At 52.5% G+C, this 19,654-nt stretch carries 19 protein-coding genes; 3 read left to right on the forward strand and 16 right to left on the reverse strand.

The genetic code is table 11. From position 1 onward, the window contains the following. Positions 1–50 precede the first annotated feature (50 nt). Complete coding sequence (gene larC, locus ACE99V_RS11725; protein WP_400491272.1) at positions 51–905, forward strand: nickel pincer cofactor biosynthesis protein LarC; 855 nt, start codon at positions 51–53, stop codon at positions 903–905. An 81-nt stretch (positions 906–986) separates the two neighbouring features. On the opposite strand, the gene ACE99V_RS11730 is transcribed toward larC, so the two are convergent. Next, positions 987–1,538: a DJ-1/PfpI family protein gene (locus ACE99V_RS11730; RefSeq protein WP_400491273.1), complete on the reverse strand. Its 552-nt coding sequence runs from the start codon at positions 1,536–1,538 to the stop codon at positions 987–989. Positions 1,539–1,624: 86 nt separating this feature from the next. Continuing rightward, positions 1,625–2,578 carry a nickel pincer cofactor biosynthesis protein LarC2 gene (gene larC2, locus ACE99V_RS11735; RefSeq protein ID WP_400491274.1) on the reverse strand — a complete coding sequence of 318 codons (954 nt, stop codon included), beginning with the start codon at positions 2,576–2,578 and terminating at the stop codon, positions 1,625–1,627. 151 nt (positions 2,579–2,729) lie between these two features. Between larC2 and ACE99V_RS11740 the strand changes: the two genes are divergently transcribed. Further along, entirely contained in the window at positions 2,730–3,755 is a 1,026-nt protein-coding gene (locus ACE99V_RS11740) for a M23 family metallopeptidase (protein ID WP_400491275.1), read from the forward strand. Positions 3,756–3,841: 86 nt separating this feature from the next. Here the strand turns inward: ACE99V_RS11740 and ACE99V_RS11745 are convergent, their stop codons facing one another. The 10 genes from ACE99V_RS11745 to ACE99V_RS11790 form a co-directional block, all read right to left on the reverse strand. Beyond that, positions 3,842–4,582, reverse strand: a complete 741-nt coding sequence (locus ACE99V_RS11745) for a GntR family transcriptional regulator (RefSeq protein WP_400491276.1) — start codon at positions 4,580–4,582, stop codon at positions 3,842–3,844. 67 nt (positions 4,583–4,649) lie between these two features. Next, a complete protein-coding gene (locus tag ACE99V_RS11750; protein WP_400491277.1) occupies positions 4,650–5,591 on the reverse strand; it encodes an ABC transporter permease in 942 nt (313 codons plus the stop codon). After that, positions 5,575–6,672: an ABC transporter permease gene (locus ACE99V_RS11755; RefSeq protein ID WP_400491278.1), complete on the reverse strand. Its 1,098-nt coding sequence runs from the start codon at positions 6,670–6,672 to the stop codon at positions 5,575–5,577. The genes ACE99V_RS11750 and ACE99V_RS11755 overlap by 17 nt, the downstream gene beginning before the upstream one ends. After that, complete coding sequence (locus ACE99V_RS11760) at positions 6,669–8,201, reverse strand: ABC transporter ATP-binding protein (protein WP_400491279.1); 1,533 nt, start codon at positions 8,199–8,201, stop codon at positions 6,669–6,671. Before ACE99V_RS11760 ends, ACE99V_RS11755 begins: the two co-directional genes overlap by 4 nt. A gap of 80 nt (positions 8,202–8,281) precedes the next feature. Beyond that, positions 8,282–9,328 carry a BMP family lipoprotein gene (locus tag ACE99V_RS11765; protein ID WP_400491280.1) on the reverse strand — a complete coding sequence of 349 codons (1,047 nt, stop codon included), beginning with the start codon at positions 9,326–9,328 and terminating at the stop codon, positions 8,282–8,284. A 24-nt stretch (positions 9,329–9,352) separates the two neighbouring features. Continuing rightward, a complete protein-coding gene (locus ACE99V_RS11770; RefSeq protein WP_400491281.1) occupies positions 9,353–10,294 on the reverse strand; it encodes a nucleoside hydrolase in 942 nt (313 codons plus the stop codon). Then, positions 10,291–11,286, reverse strand: coding sequence for a nucleoside hydrolase (locus ACE99V_RS11775; RefSeq protein WP_400491282.1), 996 nt, complete (start codon positions 11,284–11,286; stop codon positions 10,291–10,293). The genes ACE99V_RS11770 and ACE99V_RS11775 overlap by 4 nt, the downstream gene beginning before the upstream one ends. A gap of 69 nt (positions 11,287–11,355) precedes the next feature. Further along, positions 11,356–12,300: a ribokinase gene (rbsK, locus tag ACE99V_RS11780; RefSeq protein ID WP_400491283.1), complete on the reverse strand. Its 945-nt coding sequence runs from the start codon at positions 12,298–12,300 to the stop codon at positions 11,356–11,358. A 116-nt stretch (positions 12,301–12,416) separates the two neighbouring features. Beyond that, positions 12,417–13,103 (reverse strand): deoxyribose-phosphate aldolase, encoded by a 687-nt coding sequence (deoC, locus tag ACE99V_RS11785; RefSeq protein WP_400491284.1) that lies wholly within the window; start codon positions 13,101–13,103, stop codon positions 12,417–12,419. Between the two features lie 40 nt (positions 13,104–13,143). After that, positions 13,144–14,442 carry a DUF455 family protein gene (locus ACE99V_RS11790; protein ID WP_400491286.1) on the reverse strand — a complete coding sequence of 433 codons (1,299 nt, stop codon included), beginning with the start codon at positions 14,440–14,442 and terminating at the stop codon, positions 13,144–13,146. A gap of 165 nt (positions 14,443–14,607) precedes the next feature. On the opposite strand from ACE99V_RS11790, the gene ACE99V_RS11795 reads away from it, so the two are divergent. Further along, on the forward strand, positions 14,608–15,522 hold the full coding sequence (locus ACE99V_RS11795) for a sugar phosphate isomerase/epimerase family protein (RefSeq protein WP_400491287.1): 915 nt from the start codon (positions 14,608–14,610) through the stop codon (positions 15,520–15,522). On the opposite strand, the gene ACE99V_RS11800 is transcribed toward ACE99V_RS11795, so the two are convergent. The 4 genes from ACE99V_RS11800 to ACE99V_RS11815 are packed head-to-tail and all read right to left on the reverse strand — an operon-like array spanning position 15,519 to position 19,420. Next, complete coding sequence (locus ACE99V_RS11800) at positions 15,519–15,704, reverse strand: hypothetical protein (protein ID WP_400491288.1); 186 nt, start codon at positions 15,702–15,704, stop codon at positions 15,519–15,521. The two genes, ACE99V_RS11795 and ACE99V_RS11800, sit on opposite strands and share 4 nt — an antisense overlap. Before the next feature lie 19 nt (positions 15,705–15,723). Further along, the gene (locus ACE99V_RS11805) at positions 15,724–16,827 is read right to left on the reverse strand and encodes a Ger(x)C family spore germination protein (protein ID WP_400491289.1); all 1,104 of its coding nucleotides are present in this window, start codon (positions 16,825–16,827) and stop codon (positions 15,724–15,726) included. After that, positions 16,760–17,908 (reverse strand): GerAB/ArcD/ProY family transporter, encoded by a 1,149-nt coding sequence (locus ACE99V_RS11810; RefSeq protein ID WP_400491290.1) that lies wholly within the window; start codon positions 17,906–17,908, stop codon positions 16,760–16,762. The genes ACE99V_RS11805 and ACE99V_RS11810 overlap by 68 nt, the downstream gene beginning before the upstream one ends. A gap of 6 nt (positions 17,909–17,914) precedes the next feature. Continuing rightward, positions 17,915–19,420 (reverse strand): spore germination protein, encoded by a 1,506-nt coding sequence (locus ACE99V_RS11815; protein WP_400491291.1) that lies wholly within the window; start codon positions 19,418–19,420, stop codon positions 17,915–17,917. Positions 19,421–19,654 lie beyond the last annotated feature (234 nt).

Consider the following 19,654-nt stretch of genomic DNA (forward strand, 5'->3'; position numbering starts at 1 on the left):
ATGATACAGGAAATGCTGGCCAATTGGAATGAGGAAGGAGTGACCACCCTATGCGAATGGCTTATCTTGACTGTTTTTCCGGCATCAGCGGCGACATGCTGCTGGCCGCTTTGGTAGACGCCGGAGCTGACCGGCACAAAATCGAACAGAACCTGCGGAAGCTCGGTGTTGGACCGTTTCGGCTGGAGTGGAAAACCGTGGTCAAAAAAGGGGTCAGCGCCCTGAAAGTGGACGTGATTGATAAGGAAAACGAACACGTGCACACACCCAAACAGCTGCCCGTCCTGCATCGCCATCATGACCATGATCACCATCATCACGATCACCATCATCACGATCACCACCATGACCATGATCACCATCATGACCGTGATCACCAACACCTTGATCACGCCCATCGAAGCTACAAGGAGATTGCCGCCATGATCGAAGCAGCCGATCTGGAACCGCGCGTCACAGCAAGGGCACTGGCGGTGTTTGAAAAAATTGCCGTCGCGGAAGCAAAAATCCACAACGTCCCGGTGGAAACGGTTCATTTCCACGAGGTGGGCGCACTCGATTCCATCGTCGACGTGGTCGGTATCGCGCTGGCGCTGGAAGATCTGGGGATTGACCAGCTTTATTCCGGACCGATTCCTACCGGCAACGGCTATGTGCGCTGCGACCACGGCTTGTATCCCGTGCCGGCTCCAGCGACCATGGAAATGCTGAAAGGAATTCCGCTTCGCCATACCTCCATTCAAAAAGAGCTGACTACGCCAACCGGAGCAGGAGTTGCCGCTGCGCTGGTCAAGGAGTTCGGTCCGCTGCCGGCAATGACGGTGGAGTCCATCGGATACGGCGCGGGTACCCGCGACCTGCCTGACCAACCCAACGTACTAAGGGTTCTTGTCGGACATCCGTAGATCGCAGCTATTCCTCAAACTTATGAGTTACGCTTATACGTAGAAAAAGGCCTTGCCGCGGCGGCAAGGCCTTTTACGCAACTATTTCAATAGGCGGATAAACTCACGCATGAAGCCCGGCAGATCGGGCCAGGCGTGAGCGGAAACCAGATTGTCGTGCACATGCAGGGTATTGGCTTGATAAATCGCTCCGCAAGCCTCCACGTCTGGTCGGCATGCCTGGTAGGCAGTCATCTCGCGCTCCTGGAGATGCTCCCGTACCAGCGTGAGGACTTGGGATCCATGGCAGATGGATGCCACCGGCTTGTTTGCCTCAAAGAAATGGGCGACGATCGGCTTCAGGTGCTCGTTCAGGCGGATGTATTCGGGTGCCCGTCCACCCGGAATAATCAGCCCGTCAAACTCCTCTGCCTTTACGTCGGCAAACGATACATGAGAGGGGAGTTGATACGCAGGTTTTTCTGTGTACGTCTCGCTGTGAGCTTCGAAGTCATGGCATACGGTGTGTAACGTCTTTTTTGTGGGCGAAGCGATGACCGTTTCGAACCCTTCCTCCAGGCAGCGGTAGTACGGATAAAAAATCTCCAGCGCTTCCACCGCGTCTCCGGAAACAATTAACACCTTCTTACTCATGCAGACAGCCTCCCTTGTTTCAGGTAGGATTTGGAAATCCCCCGCATCAGAATTCTGCAGCGGCTGTCTCTCTTCCTGCCAGCCTCCTATATTTTGGCGGATGACCTGTCCGAAGCAAGCTGCACGGCTTGTTGGTACACCAGCTTCAGCGGCACACCTGCAGCATCGGCGAGACGGGCGCAGACAGCGTATTCGGGCGCAACCTGCACCCGTTCACCGCGGTGGTAGCCCAGCTTCACCGGCACATCTCCCCACGACGTAGCCACTGTCACAAATCGGCGTGCCAGCCGGTGGCAGGAAACAGGGAAATAGCGCAGACCAAAGGTTGACGTTTCCTGAAACACAGTCGTCTTGACCGCATCCAGCTGACTGTGGTAGCAGAGAACCTGCAGCATGACGCCGGGTCTGCTTTTTTTCATCGTCATCGGCAAAAAGCTCACGTCATTCGCTCCGGAACGAAACAACTGCTCCATCATGTAACTCAGCCACTCCGGACTGCTGTCATCTACATTTGCCTGCAACAAAACCATGCCTTCATCGACGTGCTCCACGTCATGCTCTCGCCGCTCGCGGCCGACGGGGATCTCCTCCGTCGCAGATATTTGCAGGAGCGCCAGGCCATCTTCCGTCTCTACCCGCTCGATCCGGCCCTCCAGCCCTCCGATCTGCTGCACCCTCCTCTCCCTCAACCACACCATCGCCAGCGGAGAAAAGTCGGACACCGGACTCTCGGCACATTCCCGTACCGTCCACCCTGTCAACAGCGGCAGCTGCCTGGCGGGAAGCGCAGCAGGTACGACCAGTGACTGGATGTGAAGCGAATCGCCTCCGTCGATGTACACTAGTTCGCGCAGAGCGGATTCTTCCGCATCCCAGACGGCTTCCTCCACGTCCCCGCGAAACGATTCGGCCAGCGACAGCATGCGCTCCAATCGTTCCTGAGCCAACTCCTGTGGGGAAACCGAGCGGTTGATGCGTTTCCAGAGAGGCAGCAAATCCTTTAGGCGCAGCGGCTTTTCGCAGCGAATCAGTACGATCATGAAACGTTCCTCCACCTTCCACAAAGCTTTCTTCTTGCATCATACACCATTCCTTGACCAAAACCCTATGATGATTGGTAAAAAGTATCGAGAATAAAGGCGACAGGCTGGCAGAAACTACAAAAGAGACTACTGGCTGGAGGGAGACGGAATGAGTTTTTTCCGCCTATGCATCGGTATCAGCTTGTGTTTGACAGCTTGTACGCTGCCTGTGACAAACGGATTGAAAGCTGCTCCAAAGCCCCCGCCGGCGAACAGCGCTCCCACTGACCCTGCCTTGCAGGAACGCCTGCAACTGTTTCAGCGGATGGAGCTGGTGTACAACATCCCGTGGTCGTATCTGGCGGCCATTGACCAATACGAGCGAACGATGAAAAAACGGCAAAAGCAGCAAGAGCCTTCCTCGCGCTTAACGGCGATCGACATACCTGCTGCCGTATGGTGCGGGCCGCTGAATCCCGAGGAAGACGACAAGGATTGCTCTACCATCCAGTTCTTTGGCGGAACGGGATGTGACGGGGACGGCGACAATCGTGCCGACCGCGGGAACGATATGGACGTTCTTGCAGCCATCGTCCGCTTTTTCTCCCAATACGGATACACTCGGGAGGACTGGAAAATCGGGCTGTGGTCATTCTACAAACGGGACCGGGCTGTGAAGACAATCGACCAGTTTGCCGCCGTCTATGAAAAATTCCAGACGCTGGCGCTGGATGCCCATCACTTCCCGATTCCCAAACGCTACAACTACAGCTACAACAACACCTGGGGAGATGCCCGCGGCTGGGGCGGCCGACGCATCCATGAAGGCACGGACATCTTCGCAGGTTACGGTACCCCTGTGCTCAGCACAGGCTACGGCGTCATTGAAGTGGTGGGCTGGAACCGTTACGGCGGCTGGCGAATCGGCATGCGGGACATGGGCAACGTATACCACTATTTTGCCCATCTCTCATCCTTCCGGAAGGGACTAAAACCGGGTGACATCGTTGAACCGGGGGAAGTGCTCGGGTACGTGGGCAGCTCCGGATACGGAAAACCCGGTACCTCCGGCAAATTCCCACCTCACCTGCACTACGGCATGTACAGGGACATGGGGCTTAATGAATGGGCGTTTGACCCGTATCCGTATCTGAAGCGCTGGGAACGCCAAATGTACAGTAAAAAGAAGCGGTAATGCACCGCTTCTCTGCATGGAAATGTCTGGGAATAGACGAAAAACGCGCCCCTGTGGAGCGCGCTTCGCTGGTTCGCTTCTCGATGTCAATTCCTTTGATGCCGTTTTAAAATAGAAGTTAATTTTATCTGATCGCTGCGTAGCCATACCTTCGAATACTCGATCGGCATATCGTTTGACGTATAGGTGGTCTGTTCAAGGAAAGTAACCGGTGTACCCTTGTCGATCTGTAATATCCTGGAAATCCGTTCGTCTGCGCCTTTTGCCAGAAATGAACGTTTGCCCCACTCGATGATCGTTTTATACCGATTCTCGATGATGGCAAACAAAGCGTCTTCCGTAAAATCAATCTGGTCCAGATCCGGAAACAGATTGGCAGGCAAATAGTTTTCGAGAAAAACGACAGGTGTTCCCTCAAAATGACGAAGGCGCTGCATATACCAGACCTTGTCGTCCGCTTGCACGTGCAAATTTTCCGCAAGCATCTTCCCCGCGGGAATCAATTCCAGGCTAACCAGGTTTGTAGTAAAGTTTTTCTGGTTTTCGATCATGGTTTCGGCCACGGATACGAGTCTTTCAGCCAGCGGATATTCCAATTGCTCGCCGATCACAAAAGTGCCCTTCCCATGGATTTGCACTAATATGCCTTCCGTAATCAACTGCTTGATCGCCTGCTTGATCGTACCTCTGCTTATATCCAACGCTGCGGCCAAATCGGATTCGGAAGGCAGTTTTTCCTTTGCCTTCCATTCCCCGCTTGCGATTTTCTCTTTGATCCAGTTCTGCACCTGGATATACAGCGGTTCGGGACTCGATTTCTCGATCATTGGCAGTGTCACCCTTTTTTACGTGATACTCTCAACTATACGTTTGTCCTGCATGTTTTTCAAGCCGTCATCGCTCCCCTTTTTGATAAGGAATTCCGGACGCTTTGGGCGGTCTGGCCCGTCCGACAAATCCAGCCAATACGAAAATCGTTAACAAATACGGAAGCATCTGAATAAACGCGACAGGAACATATTGCGCAAATCCGAATACTTGAGCGGAACTGCTTAACGCCTGGGCCAAACCGAAAAACAAGCAGGCAGCCATGGCGCCGACGGGATGCCATTTGCCGAAGATGACGGCGGCAAGCGCAATGAACCCCTGTCCGGAAACCGTATGGTAAGAAAAGTTGCTTGTCGTGGTCAAACTGATGACGGCTCCGCCGATGCCAGCAAAAGCGCCGCTGATCATCACGCCGGCGTAGCGCATTTTGTGCACCTGAACGCCAAGGGTATCCGCCGCAGCGGGATTTTCCCCTACAGCACGCAAACGCAGCCCGAACGGGGATTTGTAGATGACATACCATGACAGCAATGCCAATAAAATGGCCAGGTAGGAAGTCGGATAAGCGGTAAATAACATTTTCCCGAGATAGGGGATATCGCCGAGCCCTGGTACTTTCCATTTACCGATCATGGTTTTGATTGTGGCGGTCTGAGCGGCATTTTGGAACATGAGTTTGGTCAAATAAACGGCAAGCCCCAAAGCCAGAAAATTCGTTGCGATCCCGCTTACGACCTGGTCGGCTTTATATGTGACGGACGCCACGGCATGCGGTATGGAAAACAGGATCCCCGCCAGCAACGCCGCAACCACTCCCAACCATGGCGATCCTGTCGCAAGCGTCGTGATCGCACCGGTAAAGGCTCCTATGATCATCAAGCCTTCCAATCCGATATTGACGACACCGGAGCGCTCCGAATAGATGCTGCCTAAAGCGGCAAAAATCAAGGGAGTCGAATACACGACGGCGTTGTGTACGATGCTGCTCACATTATCGAGGATTTCCATGCGTGGCGCCTCCTTTCTTTCCGCCTGTGAACGGTTTTATCACCTTGTCGATCAGACTGCTCACAAAACCGCTGGAAGCAACAAAAAAGATGACGAGGGCAATCACAATACGAATGATCTCATACGGTACATCGGCGGCCATCTGCATGCTTTTGGCCCCGAACGTCAACCCTCCGAACAGAATCGCTCCCAGAATGATACCGATCGACGTATTCCCTCCGATCAATGCCACGGCGATCCCGTCAAAACCGAAGCCGGGAAAAGTGGCGGAGATGGCCATATAACCGTAAACGCCAAGACCTTCCGATGCGCCCGCGATACCCGCAAAAGCGCCACTAATTGCCATGGACAAAACCATGTTCTGGTTCACTTTCATCCCCGCGTACTCCGCGCCGTGAATATTATGACCTACGGCGCGCAGTTCGAAGCCTTTTGTTGTTCTCCACAACAGAAAGTACATCAAGACCGCCGCCAGCAGGGCAACGACAATTCCGAGATGAATGCGGGCGCCGCCGAACAATTGGCTTAACCAGTCGACTGACAGGGAGGCTGTATCGTGGATGTTGACCGTACGTTCTCCCTGCCCTTTCAGATAGGTGCGAATCAGATGATTGACCAGAATCAGCCCGATCCAGTTCATCATGATCGTCGTGATAACTTCATGGACACCACGCTTTGCTTTCAGATATCCGGGGATTGCTCCCCAAATCCCGCCGGCGAGAATTGCCGCCATAATCGCGGTGGGCACGTGAAGGAACCAGGGCAGGTTGATCATGCTGCCTACCGCAACAGCGGCAAGCTGTCCAACCATAAATTGCCCTTCCGTCCCGATATTGAACAATCCCGTGCGAAAAGCGAATGCAACGGACAGTCCCGTCAGGATAAGCGGGGTAATCTGTCTGATCGTTTCCCCCATAAGGTAAGGGCTTCCGAAAATCCCTGCGAACAAAGAGCCGTAAGCGGTAAACGGATTGTACCCCCCTAACATGAGGATGACGCCGGCCAGCAAAAGTCCGAGCAGAATGGATACGAAAGCCGTTGCGAAAGATCCTTTGAATAACCGCTCCATTACATGCTTCATTGCGCGTTCCTCCATCCTTCCTTTACGGAGCCGGACATCAATAATCCCAATTCCTGTTCTGATGTCTCTTTCGGATCGACGATACCGACGATTTCCCCTTTATACATGACCGCAATCCGGTCACATAGATTCAGCATTTCGTCCAATTCGAACGAGAACAAAAGAACCGCCTTTCCTTTGTCGCGCTGTTCCACCAGCTGTCGGTGGATGAATTCGATGGCGCCGACATCAAGCCCCCGCGTGGGTTGTGCGGCAATGAGAAGGTCCGGATTATGCGATACTTCGCGGGCGATGATCGCCTTCTGTTGATTGCCGCCGGATAAAGTGCGAATTTTCGTGTGAGATCCGGGCGTTCGCACGTCAAATTCATCGATCAAGCGATTGGCGTTCGCTTCGATTTCCGTATGGTTCAATATTCCCCTGCGGCTAAAAGGCGGTTCGTAATACGTATTCAGCACCATGTTTTCGGCAACCGTAAAATCGAGCACCAACCCCCTTTTTTGGCGGTCTTCAGGGATATGACCGATGCCCCGTTCCCGGATGCTCCGGGCGGTCCAGTTGGTGATATCTTCCCCGTTCAACAATACCTGTCCGGCTGTCGCCTTGCGCAAACCGGCAATCACTTCAATCAGCTCCGACTGGCCGTTCCCGTCGACACCGGCTATGCCGACGATTTCGCCGCCGTACACCTGCAAGTTGATCTTGTTCAAGGCAGGAATGCCGCGATTATCGTAGGCCACAACATCTTTTACCTCGAGAACGCATCCTTCGGTACGGGTTAATTCTCTTTTTTCCACGGCAAAATTTACTTCCCGTCCGACCATTTTCCCTGCCAACTCCTGTTCGTTGGTATCCCGGACGGCCAGGGAATCAATCACCTTGCCGCGGCGAATAATCGTGACCGTATCCGCCACGGACATAATTTCCTTCAACTTATGGGTGATGAGGATGATGGTTCTGCCCTCTTTAGCCAAATTCCGCAATATTCCCATCAGTTCCTGAATTTCCTGGGGCGTAAGCACAGCGGTCGGTTCATCGAAAATAAGAATTTGCGCGCCGCGATACAACGTTTTGATAATTTCGACACGCTGCTGCATGCCTACGGAAATATCCTGTATCAGGGCTCGCGGATCGACATGCAGACCGTATTTCCGAGAAATTTCCGTAATTTTTTGCTCTGCCTGGTCATAGTCGATCTTGATTCCTTTTTTCGGTTCCACGCCGAGAATGATATTTTCCGTAACGGTAAACGGTTCGACCAGCATAAAGTGCTGGTGAACCATATTGATGCCCAGGCGTATGGCTGTATTGGGATCGGTGATTTGCACCGGCTGCCCGTTGATCAGGATCTCACCTTCATCCGGTTGATAAAGGCCCATCAGGATGTTCATCAACGTCGATTTGCCGGCACCGTTTTCACCGAGCAGCGCATGAATTTCTCCCTGCTTCACCTGAAACGATATCCGGTCGTTTGCGACTATGCCCGGGAAGCGCTTTGTAATATTTCTCATTTCAATGGCGATTGTCATGAGCTCCCCTCCTCGCTGAGATTGCGACAAAAGGCATACGGGATGTATGCCTTGTTGTCGATATGATCCGCGCGAACCGGTCAGAAATTGTTAAACTCGTCTTTTGTCGCAGGCACTTTCAGTTCGCCTTTGATGATTTTTTCACGGAACGTGTTCACTTTTTCCAGAATATCAGCCGGAACATTGACGTTCGTGGTGGGAGCAATCCCTACCCCCTCTTCCGCCAATCCGAGTACCGTCTGTTTGCCCACCGGGAAATTTCCGTTCAAAAATTGTTCGGACATTTGATAGATCGCCTGATCCACCCGTTTGATCATCGACGTTAAGGTGACATCAGTGCCGAACGTGACCGATTGGTCTTTGTCGACACCGATCACCCATACCTCTTTCCCATTCGCTTTGCGCTCCTTGGCTTCGTTAAAGACGCCGTCACCCGTAGCGCCGGATGCGTGATAGATGATATCAGCACCCTTGTCGTACATCGTGGCCGCTGCTTGTTTCCCGAGATCAGGCGCGGAGAAAGACCCCGTATAGACGCTGAAGACCTCCGCGTTCGGATTTGCCGCTTTCACACCCGCTTTAAAACCATATTCAAATTTGTTGATCGTGGCAAAATCGACGCCCCCGACAAAACCTACCTTATTCGTTTTCGTCATATAGCCCGCGATCAGACCGACGAGAAAGCTGCCCTGCTCCTCCTTGAACGTGACGGAAGCAACATTCGCCGGAATTTCGCCGCCCAGGTCGGAATCGACAATGCCGAAATAGGTATCCTTGTTGGCGGCCGCCACCCTTTTGACGGCGTTATCCATGCTAAACCCGATCGCCCACTTCAGGTCCCAATTTTGCTGCACGAACTGGTTCAGGTTTGTTTCATAATCGGCGTCACTTTTGCTTTCCAAATATTTGACTTGCACGCCTTTATCTTTCCCGAGCTTTTGCAACCCTTCCCAACCGCTTTGATTGTATGAATTGTCATTGACCCCGCCAAGATCGGCAACCATGCCGATTTTCTTGCCGCCGCTCTGCCCGGTATTTGCGCTGTTATCCGCATTTTGGCCGCAGCCGGTCAACAGGCTTCCCGCGACAAGAGCGATTGCGGTCAATACAGAAAAAGTCTTTTTCATGTGGTGCACCCTCCTTGGGTTCCGTCATTGGATTTCACGTAAAATCTTCAACAACATGTTTTTGAAAGCCGCGCGATCGATTTCCTCACAAACCGTCACATTTGGTTTCTGGCCTAGTCTGCCGTTGACATCCACCACACTGTAACCTCTCGTGAACTCGCCTTTTAATTCCACATCGACATAGTATTGATTCGCTTTCATCATTACCTTGTCGTCCGCCGCTACTGCCGCAAGCAGCGCGTCCGGATGCGTCGTGCCGTTCAAACGGTGCACGCTTTTATTAAACTGCATGACCACCCGGTTGACATCTTTGAAAAACCGTGAGCCCGCCGTTTGCAGCGCTTCGATTTCGGCATGATCGTCATCGTCCATAATGGAGTAACGTGTAGCCATTTCCCAACCAACCATCGTAATCGGGATCCCGGATCGCAACACGATGCGTGCCGCTTCCGGATCGACCCAGAAGTTATACTCCGCAGCAGGAGTAATATTCCCGAGTGCATTGTTGGTTCCGCCCATGATATAGATGTGCGGGATTTTGGCGGCGATGCCCGGGTCACGCAGCAAGGCCATGGCGATGTTGGTTAACGGCGCGATTGCCAATAAATGGATTTCACCCGGATATTGATGGACTTTTTCAATAATGATGTCTACCGCATGCTCGCTTTCCGGCCTTTGCACCGCCTTCTCGAAAAATGAGTCGCCCATACCGTCGCGTCCGTGTACGGCTTCTACCGTTTGATGTTTTCCCATAATCGGAAACTCATAACCCTTGTAGACCGGTACCTGACCGCTTTTACCGGCAACTTGCAGCGTATAGAGCGCATTTTCAACCTGCTGGTTAAAGTTCACGTTCCCCCCCGCAATCGTAATCGCTTCCAGTTGGAAGTTAGGGTGCAGCGCTGCGATCAGGATGGCGATCGTATCATCGCCGGCTGTGTCCGTGTCGAGAATGATCCGTTTCATGCATGACCCTCCTTTCCGTCTTTTCCAGCCACATAGGGAACGTAAGGCGACGCGTTGCATACGGCCTTTTTCAACAGCTCGGTGATATAATCGAAAAATCCTTCGACATCCACTTCTTCCATCGCCGTAACCGGGCGACCTTGTGCGCATTCTTCGATTCTGCCCTGGCTTGGGATTTCCGTATGCACCTTGCAGCGAACCTCTCTCCCTTTGGCGAAATCAGTTGAGCCGATATACGATGTGGTTAAGACATCCCACAGGTAATACGTCGAGTTTGTTTCAAAATGGACGAGCGGAGGGCACATCGCGTAGCATTGGCCAACGAAATCCACGGCCGGATATTTGCGCAGCGATGCCCAGCGGTTTCGCCGTTCCAGGGTCATCGGCACTTGATTGGTCGCTTTCAAAGGGAACATGACAATCTCAATTCCGCTCTGCCATACCCTGGCTACCGCTTCGGGATCCCAATACGCGTTCCACTCCGCCGTGCCGTCGTGTTCCGGCTCGTGCACATTTCCCTCGGGAGTAAACGTGCCGCCCATCCATACCAGCTTGGCAATTTTCCCTTCGATATCGGGCGCTTCTTCCAACGCTCTCGCCAGATCGGTCAGCGGCCCGAGACACAATAGCGTAACCGCTTCATCCGCTTCTCTCAGGAGATCGATCATATGACGGTGAGCCGGTACATCCGAAAGGGGTGTGCGGATCTCACCGGATTCGTTCAACATCGGCAGAGCGTCCACATAAAAAGCGTGCATGCGCCACTCGTTCGGGAACGGATTTTTTCCCCGGGAGGTCGACTTGGCGACTGTGATCGTCGAATCGCCAAAAACGTCGATGATTTTTCGCGTGGCTGCCACCGCCGGCTCCAGATAACAATCTCCCGGAACGACTGACACGCCGATCAGTTCCACATCCGGCATCTGCAGCAGGAGAAGCAGCGAAACGAGGTCGTCAACACCTCCGTCATGGTTCAGGTATACTTTTGCCATTAGGCTGCCTCCTTTGTTTCTACTGAAGTAAAACGCTTTCAAAATTTACGGAGAATAGAATTTATTTCACTATCGCTGCAAGGTTGCGATAAACGACGTTAACTCGCTTCGCGTGGGCAGAGCAGGAATCACGTCCTTTTTCGTTACGCAGAAAGCGCCGACAGAGCAGGCGAATTGCACCGCTTCTTGCAAACTTTTGCCTTCGGATATGGCGACAGACAACGCTCCGGTGAAGGAATCCCCCGCGCCCGTCGTATCCACGACATCCACTTTGGGAGCGGCAAATTGTGCGGTTTGGCCATCCTTCGTCACAAGCAGCGCTCCGTTCTCGCCCCGCGTCACAATGACCGCTTCCGGCCCTTTTTGCAGCAAAGCCAGCGCCAAATCCCGGCACTCTTCGCTTGATAGCGAACGCGACGGATCAAGTCCGCTCAGAATGAGCAGCTCCGATTCGTTCGGTGTCACAATCGTGGCCAATTGCAGCAAATGATCCAATTCCGGTTTGGCCGGAGCGGGATTGAGGATAACCGTTTTGCCCAACTCCTTGCCGAGGCGCATGCCCTGTTCGATGGTTTCGACGCGATTCTCCAGTTGAAAAACGACAATGTCGGCCTCTTCAATGGACGATTTCTTCAGGTCGTCCGGCGATAACAGGTGGTTGGCTCCCGGGTCGACAATGATGCAGTTTTCGCCGTGCTCGTTAAGGAAGACAAAGCCGACCCCGGTTTTGGCCGCATCGGTATACAGCACATCGTCCGTGCAAACCCCTTCCCGCTGCAGCATGAGCACTCCGGCTTTGCCGTAATCATCGTCTCCGACTTTTCCGAGAAACGAGACCTTTCCGCCCAGTCTTGCCGCGGCAACGGCCTGATTCGCTCCCTTGCCGCCGTCGCTGACCGAAAAACCGCTGCCCAGCAGCGTCTCTCCCCAGACGGGCATCCGCGAGGTGTGACAAGTGAAGCCAACATTATAGCTGCCAATGACAAGAATCTGCTTTTGCTCGTTATTGTGCATGTACCATTCACCCTTTGGACTGTAACAGCTTTTTATACGTATATAAACGTATATAATCATCATAACTTGTCAAAAGAAGGCTGTCAAAAGAATATTCTGCTTTTTCCATCAGAGGATCAATATACGGTGCTTTCTTCGCCCATGCCTGTTACGATTTTGACACTGCCGCTTGTCCCGATCATGTCCGCTCCCGCCGACAAAATCTTGACCGCATCCTCAAAGGTTCGTATGCCTCCCGACGCTTTGACCAATACTTCACCGTTGGCGATCCGCTTCAAGAGCCGGATATCCTCTACGGTTGCATGGCCACCCTGCCCCCAACCGCTTGAATTTTTCAAGTAGGTGACACCCGCTTCTTTGGCAAGCGTCGCCGCCAGCTCTTTTTCTTCCTCATTCAACATGCCGAATTCCAGCATGATCTTGACGACACGGCCTTCCGCCGCTTTGACAACCGCCGCGATTTCCCCTTTGAAATCTTCGTAACGACGGCTTTTAAACCAGCCGAAATTGGGCATAAAGTCAATTTGATCCGCCCCGGCAGCAATCACGTCTCGGGTTTCCGCCACTTTCGTAAAGGTGGTCGCTCCTCCCATCGGATAGCCGAAAGCCGTACATATCTTCACCTTGCTGCCCTTTAGCAGCTGTTTAGCCAGAGGAATCCAGGCGGGTTGAATCATGACGCCGTCAAAGCCATAGGTCAGACATTCGCGGCAAACCCGTTTGATATCTTCCTCGGAAGCATCCGGGGTAACCAATGTATGCTGGATTTTTGCCGCTACCTCTTGTACGCTCATACCAGACATGTTTATCTTTCCCTTCCTGAGTTTGTTTTACATAAAGCGATTACAGCGAGCTGGCTTTGGCAATGATCTTGTTGGCGATGTCGATGATTTGGGCAATTTCTTCCGGTGTTGCCGTTTGTACTGTTTTTGCCGTGATTTGTTCGCAAACATCCTTGATCTCCGTGTAATCGTCCGGATTTTTGCCGCGGCGTTCCAGCACAGCCGACAGCCATTTCTTTCCGTAGCTTGTGTGAATCGTTTCGTCCGCCCAGTCGAAATCCATGTCGTGTTGGCTCATGCGATCATTCATGCTCTCAAAATTTTTCACGCGGTCCAGTTTTTTGCCGATGTTTTTCGACTCGAAATAGAACAGCATCCCGAGACGGTAAATCGGATCTTGCCCTTTGCAGCTGTCGTAAATATAAGTACCAAGCGGCAGCTCATGTTCGGCAAAACCCCAGCTCTTCAAGCGTTCATACCCCATCCGGCAGTGTCTGCTTTCGTCGTATACCCATCTCGCCGCATCGTAAATGAATTCCCAACCCAGCTCGTCGGCGAAGGAATACAAGACATGCCCCGCATTTTCGACCGCCCAAACCTCGTTCAAATGGCTGACCGCGCTGCGCAGTTGCAGCTGTATGCCGCTTCCGTAAGGGAAGGCAGGATCCACGTTGTCGGGCCAATAGAAGCGGACGTTACAAAATTTTTGGTCCCGCGCCGGAACTTCCAGGGGTTCAAACGGTTTGCCCGGTTTCAGTTCCGCTCCAGCCGCTTTCGGCGAATCGAGCCCGATTCCACCCAACCGGTCCAGATGCGTCTGCAGCTCCTTCACCCATTGTTCCGCGCGCTCAAGCTCCGCCGGTTCTTCGTGTGCCGCGTACCTGTCAATGTGCTGATTCAGCGTTTCGATCTGTTGGTATTTTTCATCAATGGCCAGTTTCATAAACCGGTACGTAGGGCCGTCCCCGATTTCATCGGCAAGCTCCAGATACGTTTCGTAAGCGCGAAGCATCGCCGGCTTCAGCACCTTTGACAACGCTGTCAAAAAGGCAAGCGCATTTGGAGCATGACGCGCGTATTCCAGCAAGTCAATCAGGCCTTGATCTTCCCCTACTTCCAGAATCCGGCTCGGAAAGCGAAGCTCAAACACCCGTTCCCTTAACGCGTTGGCCGTCATGGCGTCTTCCCAAAGTATTTTCGGCAGCAATGTTTTCATTTCAAAATAGGGAATTCCCGGCAGCCAGCCTGCCTGAGCGATAACCGTCATTTTCTCGCACAGATAAAACCGCTTAAGAATGACGGCGGTATCGTAGCGCATATACTTCCCTCTGTGAACTCCCGGCAAAAAAGACATTGTCATGTTGTGGATGACCTCCTTTTGAAAATCTTCATGGCATTGCCACAGTCGCAATTACTCATTATAATTGTCCATATTGGAATATAGACCTCTATATACGTCCTGTAAAAATATCATAGGTTACTTTCCGCTTTAGTGTCAATTCTTTTTTCGGGAGGATGGAGAGATATGAAACCTTGTGAACGTGTGAATGACCGCAGCAATCACCTGCCGCGGTTGGAGGTGCACCAGTCCTGGTGGGCCATGAGGGGGGTTGGCGATGACAACGGAGAATGGTCGTTGGAAGAAAAAATCGAGCGGATCGCCGCAGCCGGATTTGACGGGATTCTCGGCAGATTGCCTGCGCCGGACGAAGCGAAGCTGTGGAGAAGACTACTCGATAAATACAGATTGAACTTTGGCATCGAGGCGTTTCCGGCAGAACGCGATGAATTCGCATTGTTTCTGAAGCAGGCCAAGGAATTCGGGGTGAGCTACGTAAACGCGCAGGTTATGGACTCTTATATCATAGGCGATGCTGCAGTCATGCGCTTGCGCGGTTTGATGGAAGAGGCGGCTGAAGCAGAAATCCCCTTTTTTGTGGAGACACATCGGGGAAGGATTACCCAGGATTTGCTGCGTACGGCGGAATACGTACAGGCATTGCCCAATCTGAGGCTGACCATCGATTTTTCCCATTACGTATTGGCCGGCGAAATGATTCGGCCGGACGAAAAAGCCGAACCCTATTTGCAGATGCTGCTGGAACGAACCTCGTGCATTCACGGCCGTGTCTCGAACGGCGAACAGATCCAGGTCGATATCGGTCCTCATGGAGAACATCCGATGACCGAACGGTTTCTGGGCTGGTGGAAGACCGGAATGTCCCACTGGCTGAAGGAAGCCTCCCCTGGAGACATTCTGCCTTTTGTTTGCGAACTTGGTCCGATTCCTTATGCGATAACAAGGAAGAGTTATACCAATCCGCCGGAGGAAGAAATATCGGACAGGTGGGAACAAACCCTGCTGTTCAAACGGCTGGCCGAAGAAGCGTGGAATTCGGTAGGAACTGCCGGACGCTCGGGGCCGCGTGGAGAGAACTAAAGCGCATCTTTTAGGATCGATTTGACGATGTTGATCGGGGCAAATTCAAACGCGGACAAATAGGTAATGGGGTACTTGCGGGGGTAGAGCTTTCGGCTGATTTCATTCGCGGAGTACCCCTTTTTGTGCAGCAGCAGCACCTCTCCCTTTGCTTCCTCCAAATGGTTCAGCTTGGCGGCCAAGGTCTCCTTCCCAAATTGTCTACTTCATGGTACCGTAACCGGTGAAATCAATGTCTACGGACACTTGAAAGGTTGCTTTCTTGAGAGCAGACAGTCCCATTTCTCTCTTCCATTTGCCCCGATACCGGGTTCTCAGACTTTCTTCCAAGGCAGCCGGGTCAATCCCTTTTTTTTGAAATTTCTGCAGCAAGGCGTGGATTTCCTTTATCAGTTCCTGTTCGATCTGTCTTCGAACTTCATTTATTTCTCGGGGGTTCTCAAGGTCTCTGCTTCCCGTATAGCCGAGGATGGGCCCCTCGGTGCTGATTTTGATCCGAATGGTCGGCTTGGAAAGATCCCCAAAGCTTTCCACTTCCGAACGTGCGCGGACGAAATCGACGACGACCGTCGCTTTTTTGTTAGATTCTTCTTCGACCTCAAAAGGCATTTTCGGAAGATTGTTGCGCCCCAGAATCGCCTGCACGAGGATTCCTTCCCGTTCCGAGAGAAATCCGATGAGTTTGTCCCCCTTGAACGAGGCTACTTTTGTCAACTGCAGCTCTCCGTCCGTTTTCTCCAGATACGGCAGACTCGGGTCACATACCTGATTGGTTGAAGTGTACATGAAATCATGCATGGTGGTAAACGGTCCAAATGACGTCTCCCGGCGGGGACGCAGGAGATTGTTCAAGTACGTATTGATTTCCGGCATGGACTTGTACTCGCTTGTGATGATCTCTTCCGCCGTTCCTTTCACGACAGCGATATACACATTGTCCCCGACAATGGGATTGCGGGACAGGTCCCGAACAATCTTATGGATCCCCGACTTCCTGGCAAGTTCTTCATTGATCAGAACCACCCGCAGCTGCGAAAACTGCATGGTTCGATCCGATTTGGTCGAGAGGGAAATCAGCGATTCGCTCGGAAGCCTGCTAACGGTTGTAAAAAACTGCGTTTTTTTCGTCGTCTTCAACTCCGGCAGTGGTACGGATACAGTCACCTTCATCTGCTTCCCGTCCAGATAGTCAAAGCCTATGATTCCGACCAGCCCCATATCCTCCAGAGCGGGAGTCTCAATTTCCGGCGCGCATCCGGTGAGGATCAGAACCAGTAACAAGATCGCCTGAATCCGCCTTTTCATCACGACCCCTCCACGGTTTGCGAATCAAGTGTATGAGCAAGAGAACATTCGGCCAGAGGACAATCCCGTATCCTGCATGCAATGTAAATACGTCATGGAACATCTTTTGCGTTTCGAAAGAAAACGGGCCACGGATGAGAAAGAAGGCCCCGATGACAGGAAGATAGAGATGAAGGGCGCGTTTTTTTTCCAATACCGAGTCCAATCCCTTTTTGGCCACCCATAGATATGACGTCAATGTGCCGAGAATGAGAAACACCCACAACCCGATCCCCAGATTTTCTACCCGCTCCAGAAACGACAGCTCCACCGCTTTAAACAGGTTCAAAATCGGGTAGACGATGTTGGACAACTGCCATTCGGAAAAGTAAGCTACGCTGGTTATGGAGACCAGTAAGAATATTCCCACCGTAATCCACAACCCGATGGATGCGTGCAGCAGCGCTTTTTCCCGTTTGATGATATACGGGAAGTAAAACATGATCAATTCATACCCGAGCATGGCTGCATAGGAATCGTTCACCGCTTCCGCCATCTCGGCCAGCGTAATGTTAAACAGGGGAAAGATATGACTGATTTCCCCTTTTTGATAACCCCACTGCAGGTAGTAGAACATCCACCCGGTAAAGAAGAACGTCAGCATGTTGAATCGGGCGATGGCTTTAATACCGCCCAGCGTGATGTAAATCATGACGAGAAACAGTCCGATGAGAGGTAGCGTGATGGTTTGATTTGCGAGCGTAGACGCTTGTACCAGGCGGATGTACCCTTCGGCGCCGGTTGCCAGATTTGTCATGGCGAATAGCATCATGACCACATTTACCATTTTCCCCAGCCATTTCCCCAGCAGCTTCTCGTTCATGACAAACAGGGTATCATCGGGATAGCGTCTGCACAGCCAGATCATCGGCAGCAAGGTCATCTGGGCGATAAGGCCCATCAGCAGGAGAACCCACCACTGGTCGTAGCCTGCCGCACTCAAGTCGTGGGGCAGCGTCAAGAGTTTCACCCCCATCATGGTCCCCTGAACGAGGAAGATGACGTGATAGGCATTCAGTTTTTGGATCTGACCTTTGTCCATGCAGATCTACTCCTCATCTAGGGGACGGGTTACATCTCGTTGGGGCCGTCCAATACCGCTTCGTGCGAAAAGAAGCCGGGTGGGGGCGCGAATGATGCTGTTCAGAGCATCCGTCCAGATACGTGGAATCCCGGCGGTCATATAAGGAGTCCCCAAAGACGTCAGGCTCAACAAATGGGCAAAAAGAAACGCCAGAGCCAGCATTTGACCGTACATGCCGAAAATCCCCGCCATCAGGATAAACCCGTAGCGAACGATTCGAAAGGCGTTGCTCATCAGAAAGTTGGGCGGCAGGAACGACAACAGCGCCGAGACAGATACGATGACAATCAGGATATTGCTGGCCAGACCTGCTTCCACCGCTGCTGTCCCGAGAACGATACCGCCTACGATACCGACCGTCTGACCGATTTTGGTCGGCATTCGGATACCGGCTTCGCGTTGGATTTCAATAACCAACTCGATGAGCAAGGCCTCGACGACGGGAGGAAAAGGGACTTTGCTTCGCGATTCCGACAGAAGGAGCAAAAGCGGAGGCGGAAGCATCTCCGGATGGTAGGTCAGCACGGACACGTAACCGGAGGTTAGCAGCACCGTCACGAACAAGCCGAAAAAACGAATCATCCGCAGCAGAGTGGCGGTTGCCCAGCGGTTGTAATGATCCTCCGGACTGTTGAACAGCTCCAGAAACGATGCGGGACAGATGGCCGCCTCCGGACTGTGGTCTTGAAAGGTCAGGATGCGGCCGTCCAGCAGTGCCGCTACGGCGTTGTCGGGACGGGTGGTAAGGCCGAATTGGGGAAACGGCGAGTAGGGTTTGTCTTCCAGCATCTGCTTCAGGATTTCCAAGCCGACTGCGCCCTGGTAGTCAATCGTTTGGACGCGATGGATCACACGTCGTACGTTTTCCGGGTTGGCGATGTTCTCCAGATAGAGGATGGCCACCTTGCTTTTGGTTTCGCTGCCGATCTCGAACGTCCTGATCTTCAGGTTCGGATTGATCATCCTTCGCCGAATCAGAGACAAATTGATTTCCAGTGATTCCACGAAGGAATCCTGCGATCCAAGCGCCGTCGATTCCGTCTCCGAGTTGGTAATGGAACGATGTTGTACCTTAAAGCTGTTGACCTTCAGGACAAGATTCCGCTGTGGGAACAGCAGCACCGTGTAGCCCCGTATCAGGCTGCCGAGAAGTGCGGACATCTCTTCCTGGGGAATCGGTTCCGCCATCGGCAAGACACGTTCCGGTTCCATTCCGTCTCCCCGCTGGATGGGCAGGAGAATGTTCTGATAGATGTTGGTCTCGTCGACAATCGAGCGAATGTAAACATAGGTCACGGTCTCGCCGTTTGCAACGAAGTCATTAATGGTGACGTCGTCAACGTTCTGCAGATGCCGCTCTATTGATTCCCGCGTAATGGGTTCTGTTCTTTCCATTTCGGACGCTTCGGGTTGTGAAGGATTGGCAGTTACCTTTTTCACCTGGCGTCTCCACCATCTGTTCCGCTTCACCGTACTCCCCCCATACCGATTAAGGAAATCGTTAATAACTTACCCAATTTTTCTCAACCTATCCTTTAAGAAAACCCAGCCGACTTTAGCTAGTTACTCCTGAAAAAATCGTTTTTTGGCAGAAGCATCTCATTGTGGTGAATCTCAGGGGGCTACTGTGTAACTGTATCCGTTAATCGTTGCTTATTTGGCCATTTGGGCTGCTCTTCTGAGGTTATGAGCCCAGATTCCGAA

Source organism: Brevibacillus soli, from assembly GCF_044759095.2.
Taxonomy (GTDB): Bacteria; Bacillota; Bacilli; order Brevibacillales; family Brevibacillaceae; genus JBIYSM02.

Excerpts from the sequence above, each read along its gene's own strand:
- larC (WP_400491272.1), top strand. The coding sequence starts at position 51 with ATGCGAATGGCTTATCTTGACTGTTTTTCCGGCATCAGCGGCGACATG.
- ACE99V_RS11730 (WP_400491273.1), bottom strand. The coding sequence starts at position 1,538 with ATGAGTAAGAAGGTGTTAATTGTTTCCGGAGACGCGGTGGAAGCGCTG.
- larC2 (WP_400491274.1), bottom strand. The coding sequence starts at position 2,578 with ATGATCGTACTGATTCGCTGCGAAAAGCCGCTGCGCCTAAAGGATTTG.
- ACE99V_RS11740 (WP_400491275.1), top strand. The coding sequence starts at position 2,730 with ATGAGTTTTTTCCGCCTATGCATCGGTATCAGCTTGTGTTTGACAGCT.
- ACE99V_RS11745 (WP_400491276.1), bottom strand. The coding sequence starts at position 4,582 with ATGATCGAGAAATCGAGTCCCGAACCGCTGTATATCCAGGTGCAGAAC.
- ACE99V_RS11750 (WP_400491277.1), bottom strand. The coding sequence starts at position 5,591 with ATGGAAATCCTCGATAATGTGAGCAGCATCGTACACAACGCCGTCGTG.
- ACE99V_RS11755 (WP_400491278.1), bottom strand. The coding sequence starts at position 6,672 with ATGAAGCATGTAATGGAGCGGTTATTCAAAGGATCTTTCGCAACGGCT.
- ACE99V_RS11760 (WP_400491279.1), bottom strand. The coding sequence starts at position 8,201 with ATGACAATCGCCATTGAAATGAGAAATATTACAAAGCGCTTCCCGGGC.
- ACE99V_RS11765 (WP_400491280.1), bottom strand. The coding sequence starts at position 9,328 with ATGAAAAAGACTTTTTCTGTATTGACCGCAATCGCTCTTGTCGCGGGA.
- ACE99V_RS11770 (WP_400491281.1), bottom strand. The coding sequence starts at position 10,294 with ATGAAACGGATCATTCTCGACACGGACACAGCCGGCGATGATACGATC.
- ACE99V_RS11775 (WP_400491282.1), bottom strand. The coding sequence starts at position 11,286 with ATGGCAAAAGTATACCTGAACCATGACGGAGGTGTTGACGACCTCGTT.
- rbsK (WP_400491283.1), bottom strand. The coding sequence starts at position 12,300 with ATGCACAATAACGAGCAAAAGCAGATTCTTGTCATTGGCAGCTATAAT.
- deoC (WP_400491284.1), bottom strand. The coding sequence starts at position 13,103 with ATGTCTGGTATGAGCGTACAAGAGGTAGCGGCAAAAATCCAGCATACA.
- ACE99V_RS11790 (WP_400491286.1), bottom strand. The coding sequence starts at position 14,442 with ATGACAATGTCTTTTTTGCCGGGAGTTCACAGAGGGAAGTATATGCGC.
- ACE99V_RS11795 (WP_400491287.1), top strand. The coding sequence starts at position 14,608 with ATGAAACCTTGTGAACGTGTGAATGACCGCAGCAATCACCTGCCGCGG.
- ACE99V_RS11805 (WP_400491289.1), bottom strand. The coding sequence starts at position 16,827 with ATGAAAAGGCGGATTCAGGCGATCTTGTTACTGGTTCTGATCCTCACC.
- ACE99V_RS11810 (WP_400491290.1), bottom strand. The coding sequence starts at position 17,908 with ATGGACAAAGGTCAGATCCAAAAACTGAATGCCTATCACGTCATCTTC.